This window comes from Aeribacillus sp. JST-2 (assembly GCF_056032925.1).
Genome location: NZ_JBVVUU010000041.1, coordinates 1 through 20,043 on the forward strand (window position 1 = coordinate 1; position 20,043 = coordinate 20,043).

17 protein-coding genes, 1 tRNA gene, 2 rRNA genes, 1 other RNA gene and 1 other annotated feature are annotated in these 20,043 nt (G+C 39.2%); of the genes, 15 read left to right on the forward strand and 6 right to left on the reverse strand.

Annotated features, from left to right (window positions below; all coding sequences use genetic code 11):
• Both AC0KTX_RS14330 and rrf read left to right on the forward strand, forming a co-directional pair.
• Positions 1-148: ribosomal RNA gene (locus AC0KTX_RS14330) — 23S ribosomal RNA — on the forward strand; the annotation flags it as partial.
• 90 nt (positions 149-238) lie between these two features.
• Positions 239-354, forward strand: a 5S ribosomal RNA gene (rrf, locus tag AC0KTX_RS14335).
• Between the two features lie 236 nt (positions 355-590).
• Here rrf and AC0KTX_RS14340 read toward each other — a convergent pair.
• Positions 591-1,544 carry a YaaC family protein gene (locus tag AC0KTX_RS14340; protein ID WP_474252802.1) on the reverse strand — a complete coding sequence of 318 codons (954 nt, stop codon included), beginning with the start codon at positions 1,542-1,544 and terminating at the stop codon, positions 591-593.
• 124 nt (positions 1,545-1,668) lie between these two features.
• On the opposite strand from AC0KTX_RS14340, the gene guaB reads away from it, so the two are divergent.
• From guaB to serS, 5 genes are all read left to right on the forward strand, one after another.
• On the forward strand, positions 1,669-3,135 hold the full coding sequence (gene guaB / locus AC0KTX_RS14345; RefSeq protein ID WP_474252803.1) for an IMP dehydrogenase: 1,467 nt from the start codon (positions 1,669-1,671) through the stop codon (positions 3,133-3,135).
• Between the two features lie 155 nt (positions 3,136-3,290).
• Positions 3,291-4,646 carry a serine hydrolase gene (locus AC0KTX_RS14350; protein WP_474252804.1) on the forward strand — a complete coding sequence of 452 codons (1,356 nt, stop codon included), beginning with the start codon at positions 3,291-3,293 and terminating at the stop codon, positions 4,644-4,646.
• 145 nt (positions 4,647-4,791) lie between these two features.
• The gene (gene pdxS, locus AC0KTX_RS14355; protein ID WP_474252805.1) at positions 4,792-5,679 is read left to right on the forward strand and encodes a pyridoxal 5'-phosphate synthase lyase subunit PdxS; all 888 of its coding nucleotides are present in this window, start codon (positions 4,792-4,794) and stop codon (positions 5,677-5,679) included.
• Between the two features lie 13 nt (positions 5,680-5,692).
• Positions 5,693-6,280 (forward strand): pyridoxal 5'-phosphate synthase glutaminase subunit PdxT, encoded by a 588-nt coding sequence (pdxT, locus tag AC0KTX_RS14360; protein ID WP_474252806.1) that lies wholly within the window; start codon positions 5,693-5,695, stop codon positions 6,278-6,280.
• A gap of 54 nt (positions 6,281-6,334) precedes the next feature.
• Positions 6,335-6,550 (forward strand) — a binding site (T-box leader).
• Positions 6,551-6,596: 46 nt separating this feature from the next.
• Positions 6,597-7,871, forward strand: a complete 1,275-nt coding sequence (gene serS, locus AC0KTX_RS14365) for a serine--tRNA ligase (protein ID WP_474252807.1) — start codon at positions 6,597-6,599, stop codon at positions 7,869-7,871.
• Between the two features lie 105 nt (positions 7,872-7,976).
• On the opposite strand, the gene lhgO is transcribed toward serS, so the two are convergent.
• The 4 genes from lhgO to AC0KTX_RS14385 form a co-directional block, all read right to left on the reverse strand.
• Complete coding sequence (gene lhgO / locus AC0KTX_RS14370; protein ID WP_474252817.1) at positions 7,977-9,173, reverse strand: L-2-hydroxyglutarate oxidase; 1,197 nt, start codon at positions 9,171-9,173, stop codon at positions 7,977-7,979.
• 588 nt (positions 9,174-9,761) lie between these two features.
• Positions 9,762-10,490 (reverse strand): FadR/GntR family transcriptional regulator, encoded by a 729-nt coding sequence (locus AC0KTX_RS14375; RefSeq protein ID WP_474252808.1) that lies wholly within the window; start codon positions 10,488-10,490, stop codon positions 9,762-9,764.
• A gap of 15 nt (positions 10,491-10,505) precedes the next feature.
• Entirely contained in the window at positions 10,506-12,461 is a 1,956-nt protein-coding gene (locus AC0KTX_RS14380) for a TRAP transporter permease (protein WP_474252809.1), read from the reverse strand.
• Between the two features lie 18 nt (positions 12,462-12,479).
• The gene (locus tag AC0KTX_RS14385) at positions 12,480-13,481 is read right to left on the reverse strand and encodes a TAXI family TRAP transporter solute-binding subunit (protein ID WP_474252810.1); all 1,002 of its coding nucleotides are present in this window, start codon (positions 13,479-13,481) and stop codon (positions 12,480-12,482) included.
• A 293-nt stretch (positions 13,482-13,774) separates the two neighbouring features.
• Between AC0KTX_RS14385 and AC0KTX_RS14390 the strand changes: the two genes are divergently transcribed.
• Positions 13,775-13,867, forward strand: a tRNA-Ser gene (locus AC0KTX_RS14390).
• Positions 13,868-14,048: 181 nt separating this feature from the next.
• On the opposite strand, the gene AC0KTX_RS14395 is transcribed toward AC0KTX_RS14390, so the two are convergent.
• Positions 14,049-15,335, reverse strand: a complete 1,287-nt coding sequence (locus AC0KTX_RS14395) for a glycoside hydrolase family 18 protein (RefSeq protein ID WP_474252811.1) — start codon at positions 15,333-15,335, stop codon at positions 14,049-14,051.
• A gap of 179 nt (positions 15,336-15,514) precedes the next feature.
• On the opposite strand from AC0KTX_RS14395, the gene tadA reads away from it, so the two are divergent.
• From tadA to AC0KTX_RS14430, 7 genes are all read left to right on the forward strand, one after another.
• Positions 15,515-16,015, forward strand: a complete 501-nt coding sequence (gene tadA, locus AC0KTX_RS14400; RefSeq protein WP_474252812.1) for a tRNA adenosine(34) deaminase TadA — start codon at positions 15,515-15,517, stop codon at positions 16,013-16,015.
• 89 nt (positions 16,016-16,104) lie between these two features.
• Positions 16,105-16,369, forward strand: an RNA gene (gene ffs / locus AC0KTX_RS14405) — signal recognition particle sRNA large type.
• Between the two features lie 169 nt (positions 16,370-16,538).
• A complete protein-coding gene (dnaX, locus tag AC0KTX_RS14410) occupies positions 16,539-18,224 on the forward strand; it encodes a DNA polymerase III subunit gamma/tau (RefSeq protein ID WP_474252813.1) in 1,686 nt (561 codons plus the stop codon).
• 27 nt (positions 18,225-18,251) lie between these two features.
• Complete coding sequence (locus AC0KTX_RS14415) at positions 18,252-18,575, forward strand: YbaB/EbfC family nucleoid-associated protein (RefSeq protein ID WP_474252818.1); 324 nt, start codon at positions 18,252-18,254, stop codon at positions 18,573-18,575.
• A 12-nt stretch (positions 18,576-18,587) separates the two neighbouring features.
• The gene (gene recR / locus AC0KTX_RS14420) at positions 18,588-19,184 is read left to right on the forward strand and encodes a recombination mediator RecR (RefSeq protein WP_474252814.1); all 597 of its coding nucleotides are present in this window, start codon (positions 18,588-18,590) and stop codon (positions 19,182-19,184) included.
• A gap of 21 nt (positions 19,185-19,205) precedes the next feature.
• Positions 19,206-19,424 (forward strand): YaaL family protein, encoded by a 219-nt coding sequence (locus AC0KTX_RS14425; protein ID WP_474252815.1) that lies wholly within the window; start codon positions 19,206-19,208, stop codon positions 19,422-19,424.
• 113 nt (positions 19,425-19,537) lie between these two features.
• Positions 19,538-19,804, forward strand: coding sequence for a pro-sigmaK processing inhibitor BofA family protein (locus AC0KTX_RS14430; RefSeq protein ID WP_474252816.1), 267 nt, complete (start codon positions 19,538-19,540; stop codon positions 19,802-19,804).
• Positions 19,805-20,043 lie beyond the last annotated feature (239 nt).

Consider the following 20,043-nt stretch of genomic DNA (forward strand, 5'->3'; position numbering starts at 1 on the left):
ATCTAAGCGTGAAGCCCCCCTCAAGATGAGATTTCCCATCGCTCAAAGCGAGTAAGATCCCTTGAAGATGACGAGGTGGATAGGTCCGAGGTGGAAGCGTGGCGACACGTGGAGCTGACGGATACTAATCGATCGAGGACTTAACCACAAGCAAGCGTTCATTCGTGAATGGCAATGCGTTATCTAGTTTTGAAGGAACAAAATCCCCTTACCGCAGGTAAGGTGGTCTATCAAACGGTCTGGTGGCGATGGCGAAGAGGTCACACCCGTTCCCATCCCGAACACGGAAGTTAAGCTCTTCAGCGCCGATGGTAGTAAGGGGTTGTCCCTTGCGAGAGTAGGACGCTGCCAGGCAAAAAGAATAAAAAAACAGCCTAATAGGGCTGTTTTTTTATTTAAAAAATCTTTGTTTGGTTGTGAAATAAATGTGGAAAAAGAAAAAAACGACTCGGATTAACAGATATCTACAATAAAAATAAACAAGTAAGTTATTACGTTTCAAATTAGGTTTGGCTGCCTTGTCTGTGCCAGACTGCATAATAAATTGCAAAAGGTATATAAATCGAAAATGGCGGCAATCTTTACAATAACTATTCATTTTCGCCAAATAACTGCATGAAATATTGAAAAGCCAGCCAGGGAATTTTTTCTGTAGTTACATCCAAAAAACGTTTAATAAAAACAAAATCATCACTTTCATGACCAAAAATAAGATCATACCACCATTCCGTTTCATAACGGGAAATCATGCTTAAATTATATAGAACAAGATAGTGGACTAAAATTTCAGGAAATACAATGAGGTCATCTTTTGAGCTAGGCAGGTAATATTGGCTTTCATAAAAATCAAATAGCAAAGTTGATTTCCAGCGGATGTCTAGTTTGTTTTGGCTAGAGAAATAAAGTGATTTATCATTCCCACCTAAAAACCGCAATGGACATTTATTGCTTAAAATTTCGCTGAGCCGATCGGTTGTTATACAGTAATGATCGGCTGCTTGTTTCGGAACGATGAAGCACTCGTCATTTGCCTCCATTTGAATGGTTGTTTGAATATTTAAGTGAAACTGAAATAAAGCGCTAAGTTCAGGAATTCTTTTTAGGAGGTAGAACATCGAAAATTTTTTTCCGGCTGCATGGTCTAACTGGAAAAGATAGCGTGCGACGTGTCCATATAACCCGTTCTTTTGAATTTTTATTTCATCTTCTAAAAAATTATATCGTTGTTTTTTTCGTTTTCTTGTCGATACCCCATGTGATAAAACAGCGGAGTTCGAAGGATAATCAACGTCAACTGTTAAAAGCAATGCCTTTAACAGCTGACTTATTCCATAAAATATTAATACAGGTTTAATGGCAATGGATGAATCTTCGGATGATTTATAATAATTTTCGGCATGTTTTAAAAAATAAATAAAAGTATAACAATTTTCAAATGATTTTTTTTCAGGATATTCTACTTGTAGTTCTTTATAGCGTTTTTTTAATATCCGCCCGATGGTTTGGGAAGAATGGAAAGACGAATACAAGTGCCAAATGGACAAAGAAACCCCTCCATATAATCATCACTATTCAAAATATTTAAATTGTTCTCGTATTCCTTGACAGCAACTTTGTCAATTGTTAATCTACAAATAATATTTTGCCGTTATTAGGGGGTTTTTAATTATGTGGGAATCAAAATTTCAAAAGGAAGGATTAACTTTTGATGATGTATTGTTAATACCTGCTAAGTCGGAAGTATTGCCTCGGGATGTCGATTTGAGTGTCGAACTGACAAAAACGTTAAAATTAAATATTCCCATTATCAGTGCGGGAATGGATACTGTTACAGAAGCTGAAATGGCAATTGCTATGGCTCGGCAAGGCGGGCTTGGAATCATTCACAAAAACATGTCGATTGAACAGCAAGCCGAGCAAGTTGATAAAGTTAAACGTTCTGAGCGGGGAGTTATAACGGATCCGTTTTTCTTAACTCCGGATCATCAAGTGTATGATGCCGAGCATTTAATGAGCAAATATCGCATTTCCGGAGTGCCGATCGTTAATAACGAACAAGAACAAAAACTTGTCGGAATCATTACGAACCGTGATTTACGCTTCATACAGGATTATTCAACAAAAATATCAGAAGTGATGACGAAGGAAAATTTAGTAACAGCTCCCGTTGGAACGACGTTAGAGGAAGCTGAAAAAGTTCTGCAGCAACATAAAATTGAAAAACTCCCGATTGTTGATGAAAATGGTGTGTTAAAAGGATTAATCACCATAAAAGATATTGAAAAAGTAATTGAATTTCCAAATTCAGCAAAAGATGCCCACGGAAGACTGGTTGTTGGAGCAGCAGTTGGTGTAACCTCCGATACAATGCTGCGCGTTCAAAAGCTGGTTGAAGCAAACGTGGATGTGATTGTTGTCGATACTGCCCATGGACATTCCAAAGGTGTTTTAGAAACGGTAAAAAAAATTCGTGAAACTTATCCGAATTTAAATATCATTGCCGGAAACGTAGCAACGGCAGAAGGAACGAGAGCGTTAATCGAAGCGGGAGCTGACGTGGTGAAAGTTGGCATTGGCCCTGGTTCTATTTGTACAACCCGTGTCGTAGCTGGTGTAGGTGTTCCGCAAATTACGGCAATCTACGATTGTGCAACAGAAGCGCGAAAACATGGTGTTGCCATTATTGCAGACGGTGGAATCAAATATTCAGGTGATATTGTCAAGGCTCTTGCAGCTGGTGGACATGCTGTCATGTTAGGAAGCTTGCTTGCAGGTACTTCAGAGAGTCCAGGAGAAACGGAAATATATCAAGGACGCCGTTTCAAAGTTTACCGTGGAATGGGTTCAGTTGCAGCCATGGAAAAAGGAAGCAAAGATCGCTATTTCCAAGAAGACAATAAAAAATTTGTTCCAGAAGGGATTGAAGGTAGAATCCCGTATAAAGGACCTTTGGCAGAAACGATTTATCAACTTGTTGGTGGAGTTAGAGCCGGAATGGGATATTGCGGTACGAAAAATCTTTATGAGCTGCGCGAACATTCACAGTTCATACGAATGACTGGTGCAGGTTTAAGAGAAAGCCATCCGCACGATGTCCAAATTACAAAAGAAGCGCCTAATTACTCCATTTCGTAACGAAACTAGGATAATATTCTTATATAATTTTACGACTTTTAGACAGAGTAATACTCTGTCTATTTTTTTTACAAGATGTATGTTAAAATCAAACTTGTTGCCCTAACAATAATGTGTGATATATAGATAGATATGAAAAATTGGAGGTAATCATCGTGCACATCACGAAAAAATTTATGTTTGCTTTCATTATTGTGCTTTCCATAATGATCGCATTTACCCCTTTGTCTCTTAAAACAAATGCCGAAACAAATGATCCTTTAGGCATTAACGCATCGGCGGCTATTGCCGTTGAAGCATCTACTGGAAAAATTCTTTACGGAAAAAATATTGATGAAACTTTAGGAATCGCAAGTATGACAAAAATGATGACCGAATACTTGCTGCTTGAAGCGATCCACAAAAAGAAAGTTGCTTGGGATCAAACATATCGTCCAAGTGATTATGTTTACAAAATTTCCCAAGAACGCAATTTATCAAATGTTCCTTTAAGAAAAGATGGAACATATTCAGTGAAAGAATTATATGAAGCTATGGCTATTTATTCTGCTAACGGCGCTGCTATTGCCGTTGCGGAAATTATCGCTGGAACAGAAACAAATTTTGTAAAATTAATGAACAATAAAGCTAAAGAATTAGGATTAAAAAACACAAAATTTGTGAATGCGACCGGTTTAAATAACAGCGACTTAATGGGCATGCATCCGGAAGGAACAGGCGAAGACGAAGAAAATGTGATGTCAGCAAGAGATGTTGCGACACTTGCTTACCGCCTTTTAAAGGATTACCCGGAGATATTAGAAACTTCAAGTATTGAGAAAAAAGTTTTTAGAGAAGGAACTGAAGATCAAATTGAAATGGAAAACTGGAACTGGATGCTCCCAGGGCTTGTTTATGGTTTAGAAGGGGTAGATGGATTAAAAACAGGCTATACTGATTTTGCCGGATCTTGTTTTACTGGAACAGCGGAACGGAATGGCATGCGGATCATCACGGTTGTCATGAACGCAAAAGGGAAAGGAAGCAACCAATACGTACACCGTTTTGAAGAAACTGAAAAACTGATGAACTATATATTTGGCAATTTCTCAGTTGAGGAATTATTTCCTGCGCAATATCAGTTGAAAAATAAATCAACTTTAGCTGTCGTAAAAGGAAAAGAGAAAAAGGTGGAAATAGAAACAAAAAGTTCCTTAAAACTTCCCATTAAACGTGGCGAAAAAAATCAATATAAACCTACATATGTATTGGACAAAAAGGTATTAAATCAAAAAGGGGAATTGACTGCACCGGTTCAAAAAGGTACTAAAGTAGGTTATATGACAGCAAAATATTCCGGAAGCGATCAAGACTATGGATTTGTAACTGGTGCATCCGGAGGCAAAGTGGACTTGGTCACAAAAACAAAAGTGGACAAAGCAAATTGGTTTGTTTTAGCAATGCGAGGCATTGGCAGCTTTTTTGCCGATGTATGGAACGGGGCCGCGGACACAGTGAAAGGGTGGTTCTAGTAAAAACTTCTGGCCAAATGGCCGGGAGTTTTTTATAATTTAAAAGATATCTTTTAAAACCGTGAATTTTGATAGGAATTTTATAAAAATTAGGATAAAATAAACGTATGCATGGTATGTTTTAATTTAAGGAGGTTATTTTAAAATGGCAATTACAACAGGAACTGACCGAGTAAAGCGAGGCATGGCAGAAATGCAAAAAGGCGGCGTCATTATGGATGTTGTCAATGCTGAACAAGCAAAAATTGCTGAAGAAGCTGGTGCTGTTGCCGTAATGGCGCTTGAAAGAGTGCCTGCCGACATCCGTGCTGCAGGTGGGGTTGCCCGAATGGCAGATCCTACCATTATTGAGGAAGTGATGAACGCTGTTTCTATTCCAGTAATGGCGAAATGCCGCATTGGCCATATTGTAGAGGCTCGGGTATTAGAAGCTCTTGGCGTTGATTATATCGATGAAAGTGAAGTATTAACACCTGCTGATGAAGAGTTTCATATTAATAAACGGGAATTTACGGTTCCGTTTGTATGCGGATGCCGTGATTTAGGAGAGGCAGCTCGCCGAATTGGAGAAGGTGCGTCCATGCTCAGAACAAAAGGTGAACCAGGAACAGGCAATATTGTAGAAGCTGTTCGTCATATGCGCAAAGTGAATGCACAAGTTCGAAAAGTTGTCGGAATGAGCGAAGATGAACTAATGACGGAAGCAAAAAATTTAGGCGCTCCGTATGAAGTGCTGCTGCAAATTAAAAAAGAAGGACGTCTTCCAGTCGTAAACTTTGCCGCCGGTGGAGTAGCGACACCTGCTGATGCTGCTTTAATGATGCAGCTTGGCGCAGATGGTGTGTTTGTCGGTTCCGGTATTTTCAAATCGGAAAACCCAAGCAAATATGCCCGTGCGATTGTAGAAGCAACAACTCATTATGAAGATTATGAATTAATTGCTCATCTGTCAAAATCCCTCGGCACCGCAATGAAAGGAATCGATATTTCGGCACTTCTTCCAGAAAACCGTATGCAAGAACGCGGCTGGTAAGGGGAAATATATCATGAAAATTGGTGTACTTGCACTTCAAGGGGCAGTAAGAGAACATATAAGATCAATCGAAGCTTGCGGTGAGGAAGGAGTACCGATTAAAAAGGTTGAGGAATTGCTAAATATCGACGGCCTTATTTTGCCGGGCGGCGAAAGCACTACCATGAGAAGGCTGATCGATAAATATGGATTTATGGAACCGTTAAAAGATTTTATTGCCAAAGGCAAACCAGTATTCGGAACTTGTGCTGGATTAATTTTATTGGCGAAGCGGATTGTCGGTTATCATGAACCGCACATTGGTGTTTTGGATGTAACAGTGGAAAGAAATTCTTTTGGGCGCCAGCGGGAAAGTTTTGAAGTTGAATTACCAATAGCAGGGGTAGCAGATGATTTTGTCGGCGTCTTTATTCGCGCCCCGCATATTGTAGAAGCAGGAGAAGAAGTGGATATTTTAGCAAAACATGAAGATCGAATTGTTGCTGTTCGGCAAAATCATATACTTGGCTGTTCCTTCCATCCGGAGTTGACAGACGATCATCGGTTTACACAGTACTTTTTAAATATGGTCAAAGAATCTAAAGAAAAAATTCAAGTATAAAATGGTTGAATCGGCATAAAACTTATAGTAAATTTATGAATACAAACAGAACGTTGGAAAGCAATGAAAGGAACTAGTAGCAAGTTGTTTTTCTTTAGAGAGCCGGTGGCTGGTGGAAACCGGTGAAGAACGCTTGTGAATCCATCCTTGAGTGAAATGCTGAACGCAGCTTGGCTAGTAGGCATTTACGGCGAAAAACCGTTATCTTTCTGAGCGGAAGGCATTTGCCTTCAATTAGGGTGGCAACGCGGGCAAACTCTCGTCCCTTTTTTTGGGCGGGAGTTTTTATTTTGAAAAAACGAAAGGAGTGTTCATTATGCTTGATATGAAATTTTTGCGTGAAAATTTTGAAGAAGTAAAGAAAAAGCTTGAACACCGAGGAGAGGATTTAACCGACTTTGACCATTTTGTCGATTTGGATAAAAAGCGGCGTGAACTAATTGTGAAAACGGAAGAATTAAAAAGCAAAAGGAATGAAGTGTCTGCTCAGATTGCCGTGTTAAAAAGAGAAAAAAAAGATGCTGATCATTTAATTCAAGAAATGCGCCAAGTAGGGGAGCAAATAAAATCATTAGATGAAAAGCTAAAAGAAATTGAAGAGCAACTCCATCCATTGATTTTATCGATTCCGAATATTCCGCATGAAAGTGTACCAGTTGGCGATTCCGAAGAAGATAATGTGGAAGTCCGCAGATGGGGGGCTATTCCATCCTTTGATTTTGAACCAATACCTCATTGGGAAATAGCCGACCAACTGGGAATTTTAGACTTTGAGAGAGCTGGTAAAGTAACGGGAAGCCGTTTTGTATTTTATAAAGGTTTAGGGGCAAGATTGGAAAGAGCTCTCATCAGCTTCATGCTTGATCTGCATGTGGAAGAACACGGTTATGAAGAAATATTGCCTCCGTATATCGTAAATCGTACGAGCATGACGGGAACAGGCCAGCTACCGAAGTTTGAGGAAGATGCTTTTAAAATTCAAAACGAAGACTACTTTTTAATACCAACAGCAGAAGTTCCTGTAACAAATTTGCACCGAAATGAAATTTTGCGGGAAGATCAACTGCCGATTAATTATGTAGCGTACAGTGCCTGCTTCCGGTCAGAGGCTGGAGCGGCAGGGAGAGATACCCGGGGGCTGATACGGCAGCATCAATTTAATAAGGTTGAATTAGTGAAATTCGTTAAGCCTGAAGATTCCTATGAGGAATTGGAGAAACTAACCGGCCATGCGGAAAAAGTTTTACAGTTATTAGGCCTTCCTTATCGGGTCATGAGCATGTGCACAGCCGATTTAGGCTTTACGGCGGCGAAAAAATATGATTTGGAAGTATGGCTGCCAAGCTATCAAACGTATCGTGAAATTTCTTCTTGCAGCAATTTTGAGGCTTTTCAAGCACGCCGAGCCAATATACGGTTCCGGAGGGATCCTAAAGCAAAGCCGGAACACGTGCATACATTGAATGGATCAGGTCTTGCCATCGGCCGAACAGTAGCCGCCATTTTGGAAAATTATCAACAAAAGGACGGATCAGTCGTCATTCCAGAAGTGCTGCGTCCATATATGGGGAATAAAGAAGCAATTCGATAAAGACGGAAAGTATTTTTCGCCTAACCAACAATTATGAAAGGGATATTATCATAAAGAAGTGATTGGGTTTCTTTGTAATATCCCTTTTTCCATTCGCCGCTTATTTTATTTTTGCCGACGTTTGATTATTTGTTGAGCAATTGTTTTCCCAATTTCAATGGATGCTGTTGCGGCAGGAGAAGGTGCATTCAGTACGTGAATGGATCGTTCAGTAGGAATAATATAAAAATCATCCATTAAAGTTCCGTCTCGATTTAATGCTTGAGCGCGGACACCTGATGGACCTGGCAACAAATCATCGTCTTTTATATCAGGTATAAGTCTTTGAACATTTTTTACAAATCTTTTCTTTGAGAGGGAGCGGATCATCTCTTGCAGTCCTTCTTTCATATACAAATTGGTTAATTTCCAAAAACCGGGGAAAGTTAATACTTCTAGTAACTCATTGATATTTAAATCGCTTTTTTTATATCCTTCTCTTTTAAAGCTTAAAACAGCATTTGGTCCTACGTCCACGGTTCCATCGATCATTCTAGTAAAATGGATTCCTAAAAATGGGAAATTAGGATTTGGTACAGGATAGATTAAGTTTTTGACTAAATATGATTTTTGCGGATTTAGTCTATAATATTCTCCGCGGAATGGTACAATTTTTGCATCAGTAATTAATCTTGCTATTTTGGCAACACGGTCGCTGTAAAGACCTGCACAATTGATAAAAAAACGGCTTTTAAATTTTTTGTTTTCGGTTTCGATGACGATTTCTTGTTTTGTTTCATGAATTGCTACCGCCTTTTCGTTTAAAAAAATTTCCCCGCCCTGCTCTCTAACTAAGTCTGCCATACGCTCACTGACAAGGCGGAAATTGACAATTCCTGTTGATGGAACATGAATGGCTTCAATTCCATTAACATATGGTTCAATTTCGTGAAGCTCTTGCTTAGAAATTTTGCGGATATTAAGACCGTTTTTCAATCCGCGGTGATATAGCTGGTCAAGCTCTTTTCGTTCATGTTCATCGCTGGCAACGATTACTTTTCCGCAAATTTCATATGGGATATCGTATTTTTGGCAAAACATGATCATTGCCTGATTACCTTTTTTCGCAAGTTGCGCTTTATAGCTCCCGGGTTTGTAATATATACCGGAATGAATTACACCGCTGTTATGGCCGGTTTGATGGGCAGCAACTTTATCTTCTTTTTCTATTATTGCCACGTTTGATTTCGGTTGTTGTTTAAATATTGCCAATGCAACGGATAAACCGACAATTCCTCCGCCAACAATGATATAATCATACATGTTTTTCCCCGTCCTCCTCTGTTCAACCGCAAGCTTCTGCCATTCAACGGACAAGATGTGCGACTTCGCTGATTTTTCAAGGGATTCACGCTGTCCTTCTAGTTTCATTTGTAATTTGGACACAAGATGGGTTTGATGTGAAGAAACATCTGGTTTAACTTTTTTAAAATGTTTCATTTTTTATCTAATCGTTCCATAGATTCTTGAATAGTGAACAATATGGTGGGCACCTGTCGAGTCACAGCACATGTCAATATTTATAAAAGGTATAAAAGCGGGCACCGGAAATTTTTTAAACAGATTATTTTTTGGACATCGCGTATGACACGATGATAGGTCATGATCGTTTTGGATGGCCATTGAGCTAGATTAAAAAGATTCATCAGCATCAACAGGAACTCCTGTCGGTTCATATACTGCGAAAGGAAAATTGATCCATTTTCTTCATTTTGGATGGTAATTTTCCAGATGTGTAAGCACTTTAGATATTGCCTTTCAAACAGCTCATCAAATACAGCCATGAGACTTAAAGAAGCAGGAGGCTTGGGAATTAGCCGTATTAAGTTCATCTGTAACTTTTTTATAGAATCAAGTTTTTTCATCCGTTTTTTCCCCTTGGTTTAATTCTTCTAATTTTTCCCTCAAATTATATAAATGGCGCTTCATCGCTTCCGAAGCTGCTTGCGCATCCTTTTTCTTGATTGCGTCATAAATTCTTTCGTGTTCTTTATAGACTTGAATTCTTTTTTCATACCAGCCAACGTTTTTTGACAATGAATAGGCAATGACTTTACGATAAAGTTCATCTATATTTTCCATGACTTGTATTAAAAAGGAGTTATGGGCAGCTTTCATAATTTCTTGGTGAAACTGAACGTCTGCTTGATCACCGATAATATCTTCATTTTCCACAGTTTCATAAAATTGGTTGAGAGCCATTTTTATTTTTTCTAAATCATCCTTTGTGCGTCGAACGGCTGCGAGTCCTGCTGCATCTGTTTCGATAATGATTCGCATTTCTAAGAGTTCAAAAATTTGATCGTAAGAAATAACGTCAAATGTAATAGGATCGAACATATTGGAAAGATTGATTTCTTTTACATAACTGCGCCCTCCTTGGCGGGATTCAATGACACCGCTTGCAGATAAGACGCTCAATGCTTCCCTGACTGGCACTCTGCTCACTCCAAACAGCTCTGAAAGCTGTTTTTCTGAAGGCAATGGTTCATTGGGAGGAAATGTTTTTTCTTTGATCATTTTAATTAGTTGTTCTAAAACTTGCTCTGAGACTTTTTTGCGCTCGATTTTTATTTCCATTGTTTGCTTTTCTCCTTATAAATTGTAATTCATTTCCTCGTTCTTTGATCGCATTGTGTGAAGAACGAAAGCGAATACTGTTAGAGCAATGCCTACGGCGGCAGTGACAAGACCTGGTTTTATCAACAGAAGAGCCCCGAAAAAAAATAGTATTCTTTCCAGAAAAGAAAGTTCCTTTGAAAAATAATTAGATAATGCACAAGAAAATGCAAAAATACCGAGGACGCTCGTTACAAATACGGTTAATACAGATACTACTGTTATCGTATGGTTTTCATCGGTCTGCAATAAAATGACTGGATTGTAAGCGATCATAAACGGAATAATAAACCCCGGTAATGATATCCTTAGTGCTTCCCATGATGTTTTCATAGCATTTGCTCCTGCGAGTCCAGCTGCTGTATAGGAGGCAAGGGCAACAGGAGGAGTAATATTTGATAGAGCCCCAAACCAAAAGACGAAAAAGTGAGCTGCTATAGGGTGAACTCCAGCTTCGATTAAAGCAGGTGCAGCAGTGACAGCGACGACAATATAAAGAGCCGTAGATGGGAGCCCCATACTTAAAACAATGCAAGTTACCATCACCACTAATAAGATCAGCCATAATGTTCCGCCAGTAAATGAAACAATATTAAATGCAAGTGTTGAACCGATGCCTGTCATCGTAACAACACAAATAATAATACCGATAGTTGCACATGCAATGCCGACTTGAATCGTACCTTTTGCGGCATCATTAAAAGCATGAATTATTTTTGAAAATGTAATTCTTGTCGTTTTGTCGCGTGTTAGCCAACTGGCGATTATAGCTGATCCGATGCCGGCAAATCCCGCATAAAGCGGTGTTTTCCCTGTTAAAAGAGTGAATGTAACAACGAAGATGGGAACTAACAATATGCCTCGATCTTTTAAAATTTGCATAACATTCGGAATATTTTCTTTGCTAATTCCTTTAAGCCCCATTTTCTTTGCCTCTAAGTCAATAGCAAAGACTAAAGCAAGGTAATAAAGAAAGCTTGGGATAATGGCTGCTATTATTACTGTTGTATAAGAAATGCCTAAGAAACCGGCCATAATAAAAGCAGCCGCGCCCATGATTGGGGGCATAATCATTCCGCCGGTTGAGGCCGCAGCTTCAACTGCCCCTGCGAATGTTGGCTTCAGTCCAATTGATTTCATTAAAGGAATTGTAAAACTGCCGGTAGTGGCAACATTTGCAACTGCGCTGCCGCTAAGGGAACCTGTTAAGGCGCTGGAAATAACGGAAACTTGCGCCGGACCGCCGCGTGTCCGCCCTGCCACTGCTAAAGCTAAGTCGTTGAATAGCTTTGTTGCGCCGCTTATTGATAAAAAAGATCCGAATAAAATAAACATGACGATAAAAGTAGAAGCAGTTGATAGTGTGATGCCTAAAATTCCTTCAGTAGTCATATATAAACGAAATAAAAGACGTTCCCAAGAAAATCCTGCATGCCCAAAAATTCCTGGGAAATATGTGCCGAAATGGGCATACAAAATAGCCAACAAACACAAAAACGGAATAAAGAAACCGATTGCTCTTCTTGACGCTTCAAGTAGTGAAACTATTGCTGTAACCGCAAAAATATAGTCTATCAGCACTGGCTGTGATCCGCGGTCGACATGAATTGTCGTGTAGTTTAACAGTAAATAGCCCATTCCCAATAATGATAAAATGATAAACAGCCCGTCTACCACAGTTAGTGTATGATCGTTTGAATCTTTTGTGGCAGGATAAAGGAAAAAGGTTAACACAAGCAATAAAACGAGAAAAATGATATTTCTATAAATCTCTTGCATGTTCGAAAGGCCGTTGGAATAAATGGCAAACAGAGAAAAGGCTATTGACACAAGTACGGTTATTTTATAATAAATCCCCGTCAAATTTCTTGTTGATCCTCCTGCTTCTTTATCAATGATAGCTGGCTGCATGTTATGTCTTCCTTTTTTCATTGTTTTTTGCCCCCTTGTTTATTCCTTAATGGCTTCCGGAGGGATAAGGTTTTTTGGGATTTTTAGCCCTCTTTCTTTAAAATATTTATATGCGCCGACATGAAGCGGAACAGTAATTCCGTTTAAGGCTGTTTCTAATTTCATTTCCTTTGCCGAATTGTGAACTTCATACATTTCGTCCAAGTTTTCATATAATGTTTTTGTCAATAAATATACGGTGTCCTCGTTAAGTTTTTTCGTAGTTGCTAGCAAATTTGGCTGAGCAATTGTTTTGATGTCTTTATGGAGCCTAGGATATGTTCCTTTTGGTATGACGTAAGAATACCATGCATTCGAAATGCTATTAATTGCTTTCAACTGTTCATCTGTAACTTCTAAAATAGAGGCATCAACAAGGCTTGCATACATGTCTGTTACAGCGGAAACCGGTATGCCAGCCGGCAGAGAACCTCCGTCCAATCGACCGTCACGCATGGCAGACGTAGTATCGTTATAGCCTAAATATTCTGGAGAAATATCTTTTTTCGTTAACTCTAAACCTTCCATTATGGCAACAGTAGACTGTTCAGTTCCGCTTGCCTGAGGGCCGACTGAAAAACGGGTACCCTTCATATCCTCAATCGTTCCTGTTTTCACCTTGTCATTCATTAATACAAAGTGTTCCACATTAGGCCATAACATGCATATGGTACGTAAATCTTTGTATCGTTTTTTACTGAAAGCTTTTTTTCCTTCATATGCTTGGGAAGCTGCCAATCCTTGCAATATGGCGAGGTGAGCTTCTCCATTTCGAAGAAGTTCGATGTTTTCAATCGATCCCGCTGAGGACTGGCCGCTAGCTTGTATTTTCTCTTTTTTTAAATGAGTGCTCCAAATATTGGCCATTCCAACCCCTATAGGATAGTAAGTTCCGCCGGTGGAAGCAGTGGCAATAGAAATAAATGTTTTATCTCGGTTTTCAGCAAATGTTCGAACTCCGACAACCGTTGCAAAAACGACAAGCAAAAGTGAAATGATCATTTTCCACTTCCTGCTTAAAACAAACATACATTCACCCCTTTGTAAGCGCTTTAATTTTTCTTCTTGTAATACATGTATATAACATTACAAATAAAACGAAACTGAATTTTAAGAATTTTTTAAATATTTTTTCTTAGTCCTTTTTACGTTCGGATGAATCATGAAAGGTAAAGGTAAGTGAAGAAATTTTTCGTGTGATTGAATATTTGAAAATGGATTGATAAAATTGCAGGATATTTTTTTGAGTTATTGACAATCAAATTTTGCTGTGCTATATTAATCCATGTCTAAACGGAGGAGTACCCAAGTCTGGCTGAAGGGGTCGGTCTTGAAAACCGAGAGGCGGGTCAAACCGCGCGGGGGTTCGAATCCCTCCTCCTCCGCCACCATTTAATCCAACAGCGCATAAATTGGAGATTGACTAAATTCGTTACAGTTTGTAACGAATTTTGATTTAGTTATGACAGCAAAAAGGGTGTTCCGATTTTTAAAAAATCGGAACACCCTTTCTTTTTATGTGAAAGTGGAAAAGGATTTTAAAAAGTTATTTACAGCATGGGAACTTTTTTATTTTTTTATGATTCGGAAATGATCTGAGATTAACAGCCAGTTTTGCGGAAATGCAAGGCCTAGCTTCCAATAGCTGACCCCCCGCAAATTCAGTTCTTTTACAAGGTTGAATTTTGCTTGTATTGAGCGGGCATCTTCGAACCAAACTTCATGAATTTTTCCGTTTTCATCCGTATATTTGAAGGTCGGAGCTTGGGACCTTTGATCAAATTCAATGGCTGCATGATATTTATATGCAAGTTGAATAGCTTGCTGAGGGCTAATCGCTTTTGCCAAAGGGCCGCCTTGTACATATGGAAGCGTCCAGTCATAGCCGTATAAATTTTGCCCCATCATAATTTTGGCTGACGGGATTTCTGTAACCGCGTATTCGAGTACATTGCGGACAGGTCCGATAGGAGAAACCGCCATAGGCGGTCCGCCGCTGTATCCCCATTCGTATGTCATAATGACAACCCAGTCTACAATTTCCCCATGTGCTTTATAATCATGAGCCTCATACCATTGGCCTTTTTGTTCCGCACTTGTTTTTGGAGCTAATGCCGAGGATATGAACCATCCTTGTCTTTTGATCCGCTCTCTTGCTTTTCTAAGAAATTGATTATATGCTTTCCGATCCTCCGGACGCAAGTATTCGAAATCAAAATGAATATCGCGAAAGCCGTACTTCTTGGCTGTAAGAACAATTTGATTTAAGAAATTATTTTGCACAGTTTCATTTGTCAATAATACATGTCCGAGCTCTGCACTAAACTGATTGTTCTCCAAATTCGTTATAGCCATTGTAAAAGTTACGTTTTGCTCATTGGCAATTTGCTGCAAATTTCCGATTGGCGGTTCTTGCAGGGAACCATCTCTTTTTGCTTGAAAACTGAAAAGGGTGAGGTAAGTTAAATAGGGAGCTGCTTGTCTAGCGCTTGTCTCAAGATTTTGGCTGACTGTAGACCCAAGTGGTTCAAGATAGGCATTAAATTCCGCTGAACGTTTAGGCCGTTCCGGAATATATAAACGGAGACCAATCGGCAAAATCTGATGAGTAGTTAAGCCGTTAACGGCTGCTAATTCAGATACCGTCATGCCGAATTTTCTTGAAATGCTCCAAAGGCTGTCTCCCGGTTGAACGAAATAATATTGTCCTTCGATCGGAATCACAATGGCCTGACCAACTACAATTTGTCCAGGATTTGCAATATCATTTGCTTCAACGATAGCGGCTACAGATGTAGAATAGATTTGGGCGATGGAAAAAAGCGTTTGTCCTGGTTGTACAACATGTATTTGCAAAATGGATGACCTCCTATAAAAACACTTTGTAGATTTTATGTTTCATTCGGGGAAAACATGCTATTGAAAAGGTTGAATGGAGAATAATCTTTTTTTAATATAATTTTTAAATGAAATTTTCGTTTCGAAAATCGGATCGTTATTTTGGAATAAAAAATCAATAAAGATGGGAGACTAGCATGACAAAAGATGAATATTTTATGAATTTGGCGATTCAAGAAGCAAAGCTTGCTGAAGAAATTGGGGAAGTTCCGATTGGTGCCGTGCTAGTAGTTGATGATGCAATTGTTGCAAAGGCTCATAATTTGCGAGAAACCGAACAAAGATCGATTGCCCACGCTGAAATATTAGCAATTGACGAAGCGTGCCGAAAGTTGGGTACGTGGAGGCTCGAAGGGTCTGCATTATATGTTACGCTGGAACCCTGCCCGATGTGTTCTGGGGCGATTGTTTTATCAAGAATTGAACGTGTCGTTTTTGGTGCTTTTGATCCAAAAGCGGGTTGCGCAGGAACATTAATGAATTTATTGAACGAACCGCGTTTTAATCATCAGGTCGAAGTGATTTCAGGTGTCAAGCAGGAGGAATGCAGTAAAATATTAACTCATTTTTTTAAAAAGCTTCGTGAGGAGAAAAAGCAGCAAAAGATTAAAGAAAAAAATGGTTTACATTTTTTGTAAATGGAAAGACGTTGCATTTTTCTAAAAAAACATATATACTAAAATTGCGTCTTTAAAAGACGTGCAATGAGATAATGGTTTAAACTTTGCCGTGCTAAGCGGGGAGGTAGCGGTGCCCTGTACTCGCAATCCGCTCCAGCGGGGCTGAATTCCTTCTCGAGGTTAGTATATTTTAGGGTCTGCCTCAAGCAAGTGGTGTTGACGTTTGGGTCCTGTGCAATGAGAATCCATGAACCATGTCAGGTCCGGAAGGAAGCAGCATTAAGTGGAAGCTCTCATGTGCCGCAGGGTTGCCTGAGCTGAGCTAACTGCTTGAGTAACGCCTGGGGTTGCTAATCGACAGAAGGTGCACGGCAGTTATCATAAAAATCAACTCACCTTTCAGGTGGGTTTTATTTTTGGATAAATATTATGAATTTTGCAAAAAGAGTTTGTTTTTGCCCCCCTTTTAGGAAAACTTACATTCAATTGTACAATTCGTTATAATTAATGAGAGATCATGTTAAATAAAGGGGGGCGTTACTTGAGCTATCAGGCTTTATACCGTGCGTGGAGGCCGCAGCAATTTCGTGATGTTGTTGGGCAGGAACATGTCACGAAAACATTGAAAAATGCTCTTTTGCAAAATAAGTTTTCGCATGCCTATCTTTTCACCGGCCCGCGGGGAACAGGAAAGACAAGCGCCGCAAAAATATTTGCCAAAGCGGTAAATTGCGAAAAAGCACCTGTTTCAGAGCCTTGTAATGAATGCCCTGCTTGTAAAGGGATTACGGACGGATCTATTTCGGACGTGATTGAGATCGATGCAGCGTCAAACAATGGAGTTGATGAGATCCGCGACATTCGTGATAAAGTTAAATATGCGCCAGCTGCGGTAAAATATAAAGTTTATATTATTGATGAAGTCCATATGCTGTCAATCGGGGCTTTTAACGCTTTATTAAAAACGTTGGAAGAACCTCCAAAACATGTGATTTTCATCTTGGCTACAACGGAACCTCATAAAATTCCACTTACTATTATCTCGAGATGCCAGCGGTTTGATTTCCGGCGTATTTCCGTTCAATCGATTGTTCATCGGATGAAGGAAATTGTTGCAGATCAATCGATTTCAGTGGATGAAGAAGCGTTAAATTTAATTGCAAGGGCAGCGGACGGCGGAATGCGAGATGCGCTAAGCTTGCTAGATCAAGCTATTTCATTCAGCGATACTACTGTTACATTGGATGATGTATTGTTCATCACCGGTTCGGTCTCGCAAAAAATGCTGACGAACTTGGTTCAATTTATTTTTGAGAAAAATATTTCCGCTGCTTTAAAAACAGTCCATGATTGGATGGATGAAGGAAAAGATTCGTTAAAGCTGATGGAAGACCTTCTCTTTTATTGTCGTGACATGCTTTTATATAAATCAGCTCCCAACTTGGAAGAAGTGATGGAGAGGGTTACAATAGACAATGCCTTCATTTCCTTGTGTGAACAGGTGCCAGTTGAACGAATTTATGAAACAATCGACATATTAAATAAAAGCCAGCAGGAAATGAAATGGACGAATCACCCGCGTATTTTTGTGGAGGTTGCCATAGCGAAATTGTGCCAAACGGAACAAGCGCGGCCTTCGACGACTGAATATAGCGATTTGCTTCATCGCGTGGAAGAACTGGAACGAGAACTATTATCGTTGAAGCAGCACGGAATCCAGGATCGGACAATTTCTAAACAGGAAGAAAGAGCACAAAGACCGATCCATAGCGGTTATAAAACCCCAGTTAATCGAATATATGAAATTTTAAAACAGGCTACACGAAAAGATTTAGAATTAGTGAAGAGCCGCTGGGGAGATTTGCTGGCTATGTTAAAACAGCAAAATAAAGTATCCCACGCTGCACTTTTAAATGAAAGTGAACCTGTTGCTGCTTCTAGGCAGGCATTTGTGCTAAAATTTAAATATGAAATTCATTGTAAAATGGTAACGGAGAACCAAAATGATGTATTAACCAATCTTCACGCCATTTTACAAAGCCTTCTCGGACACCAAATGGAAATAGTTGGTGTACCGGACAGAGAATGGGTGAAAATAAGAGAAGATTTTTTGCGCAATCAACGAAATCATGAACTAGATCGACAAGCGCAAGAAGACCAAGAAGATCCGCTGATTGCCGAGGCTAAAAAATTGGTTGGCACGGATCTGATGGAAATCAAAGATTAATTCAATAGTTTTGGAGGAGATAATATGATGCGTGGCGGTATGGGAAACATGCAAAAAATGATGAAGCAAATGCAGAAAATGCAAAAAGAAATGCAGAAAGCACAGGAGGAGCTTGCGGAAAAAACGGTGGAGGGTACTGCCGGTGGAGGCATGGTTACGGTTATTTCCAACGGACATAAAGAAATTTTGGAAGTGAAAATAAAGGAAGATGTTGTCGATCCTGATGATATTGAAATGCTTCAAGATTTAGTGATGGCAGCTACGAATGACGCTCTTCGCAAAGTGGATGAACTGACTAGTGAAACAATGGGGCGATTTACTAAAGGTATGAATTTGCCTGGTTTATTCTAGGAGGCTTTGTCGATGCAATATCCAGAACCTATATCTAAGCTGATTGATAGCTTTATGAAGCTGCCAGGAATCGGACCAAAAACGGCCGTTCGTCTGGCCTTTTTTGTTTTAAATATGAAAGAGGAAACGGTGTTGGAATTTGCGAAAGCGCTCGTTAACGCTAAACGCAATTTAAGCTATTGTTCAGTCTGCGGACATATTACGGATGATGATCCATGCTATATATGCCAAGATGAACGTCGGGATAAAAGTGTTATATGTGTCGTCCAAGATCCGAAAGATGTTATAGCAATGGAGAAAATGAAAGAGTATAATGGATTGTACCATGTTTTGCATGGGGCGATTTCACCGATGGACGGAATTGGACCAGAAGATATCAATATTCCAGATTTGCTAAAACGTCTTCAAAATGATGAAATTCAGGAAGTTATTTTGGCCACTAACCCTAACATTGAGGGAGAGGCTACTGCAATGTACATCTCTCGGCTTTTAAAACCAACCGGGATAAAGATAACAAGAATTGCCCATGGTCTTCCGGTGGGAGGAGATTTGGAATACGCAGATGAAGTGACTCTTTCAAAAGCGTTAGAAGGAAGACGTGAGATTTAATGGGAAAAGGGGATGACATGCATGCTTTTCCATCGGAAAGGGCGGTTGAGAAGGGAATTTGATGAGCTTCTTCTTCGGGATTTGGTAAAACAAAAAGAACAATGGGAAAAGCAAAAGCACTTGATAGAAAAATGTTTTGATCCTTCACTGGAAGTACTTTCAAATTTAGAATTGGAAAAAGCCAAATATTTATTTCTTTTAAAAGAGGCGAAACAAAGAAAAATTAACATCAGATCATAACGATTTGTGGGACCAAACTTCCTGTTTTTGAATATGAAGAGGTTCTAAACATAAGTAGATATTTCATATTCATTAATATAAGTAAGCGATACAAACAGGAAGGTGGTTTATAGTTGGAACCCTCTGTATTGATCGTTGGAATCATCGGCCTATTATTCCTCCTTCTTATAGTTGGAGCCCCTTTTAAACCTTTAAAATGGTTGGGCAGTATTTTGATGAAAGTGATAATTGGTTCCGTACTTCTTTTTTTTGTGAATGCTTTTGGGACGAGTTTTGGACTACACATTCCGATTAATTTGTTCACTTCATCCATTGCTGGATTACTTGGACTGCCTGGATTAACTGCATTAGTTATCATTAAAACGATGATTTTATCGTAAAAACGCCTGTTCACCCAGGTGTTTTTTTCTAAAAAAATGTTTGACATTTGTTTTTATATTGTTATAATTATTAATGTCGTTGTTAAAAAAAGTTTAAAAAATGATTTTAAGTGGTTGACAAAAAAAATTATGATGGGTATAATAAAAATCCTGATTAGAAAATGATCTTTGAAAACTGAACAAAACGAAAGCGTTCCTGTTGATTCAAGAAATGAGCAGATATGAGGATAAACTTTTTT

Excerpts from the sequence above, each read along its gene's own strand:
- guaB (WP_474252803.1), top strand. The coding sequence starts at position 1,669 with ATGTGGGAATCAAAATTTCAAAAGGAAGGATTAACTTTTGATGATGTA.
- pdxS (WP_474252805.1), top strand. The coding sequence starts at position 4,792 with ATGGCAATTACAACAGGAACTGACCGAGTAAAGCGAGGCATGGCAGAA.
- pdxT (WP_474252806.1), top strand. The coding sequence starts at position 5,693 with ATGAAAATTGGTGTACTTGCACTTCAAGGGGCAGTAAGAGAACATATA.
- serS (WP_474252807.1), top strand. The coding sequence starts at position 6,597 with ATGCTTGATATGAAATTTTTGCGTGAAAATTTTGAAGAAGTAAAGAAA.
- lhgO (WP_474252817.1), bottom strand. The coding sequence starts at position 9,173 with ATGTATGATTATATCATTGTTGGCGGAGGAATTGTCGGTTTATCCGTT.
- AC0KTX_RS14375 (WP_474252808.1), bottom strand. The coding sequence starts at position 10,490 with ATGGAAATAAAAATCGAGCGCAAAAAAGTCTCAGAGCAAGTTTTAGAA.
- AC0KTX_RS14380 (WP_474252809.1), bottom strand. The coding sequence starts at position 12,461 with ATGAAAAAAGGAAGACATAACATGCAGCCAGCTATCATTGATAAAGAA.
- AC0KTX_RS14385 (WP_474252810.1), bottom strand. The coding sequence starts at position 13,481 with ATGATCATTTCACTTTTGCTTGTCGTTTTTGCAACGGTTGTCGGAGTT.
- tadA (WP_474252812.1), top strand. The coding sequence starts at position 15,515 with ATGACAAAAGATGAATATTTTATGAATTTGGCGATTCAAGAAGCAAAG.
- AC0KTX_RS14415 (WP_474252818.1), top strand. The coding sequence starts at position 18,252 with ATGCGTGGCGGTATGGGAAACATGCAAAAAATGATGAAGCAAATGCAG.
- recR (WP_474252814.1), top strand. The coding sequence starts at position 18,588 with ATGCAATATCCAGAACCTATATCTAAGCTGATTGATAGCTTTATGAAG.
- AC0KTX_RS14425 (WP_474252815.1), top strand. The coding sequence starts at position 19,206 with ATGCTTTTCCATCGGAAAGGGCGGTTGAGAAGGGAATTTGATGAGCTT.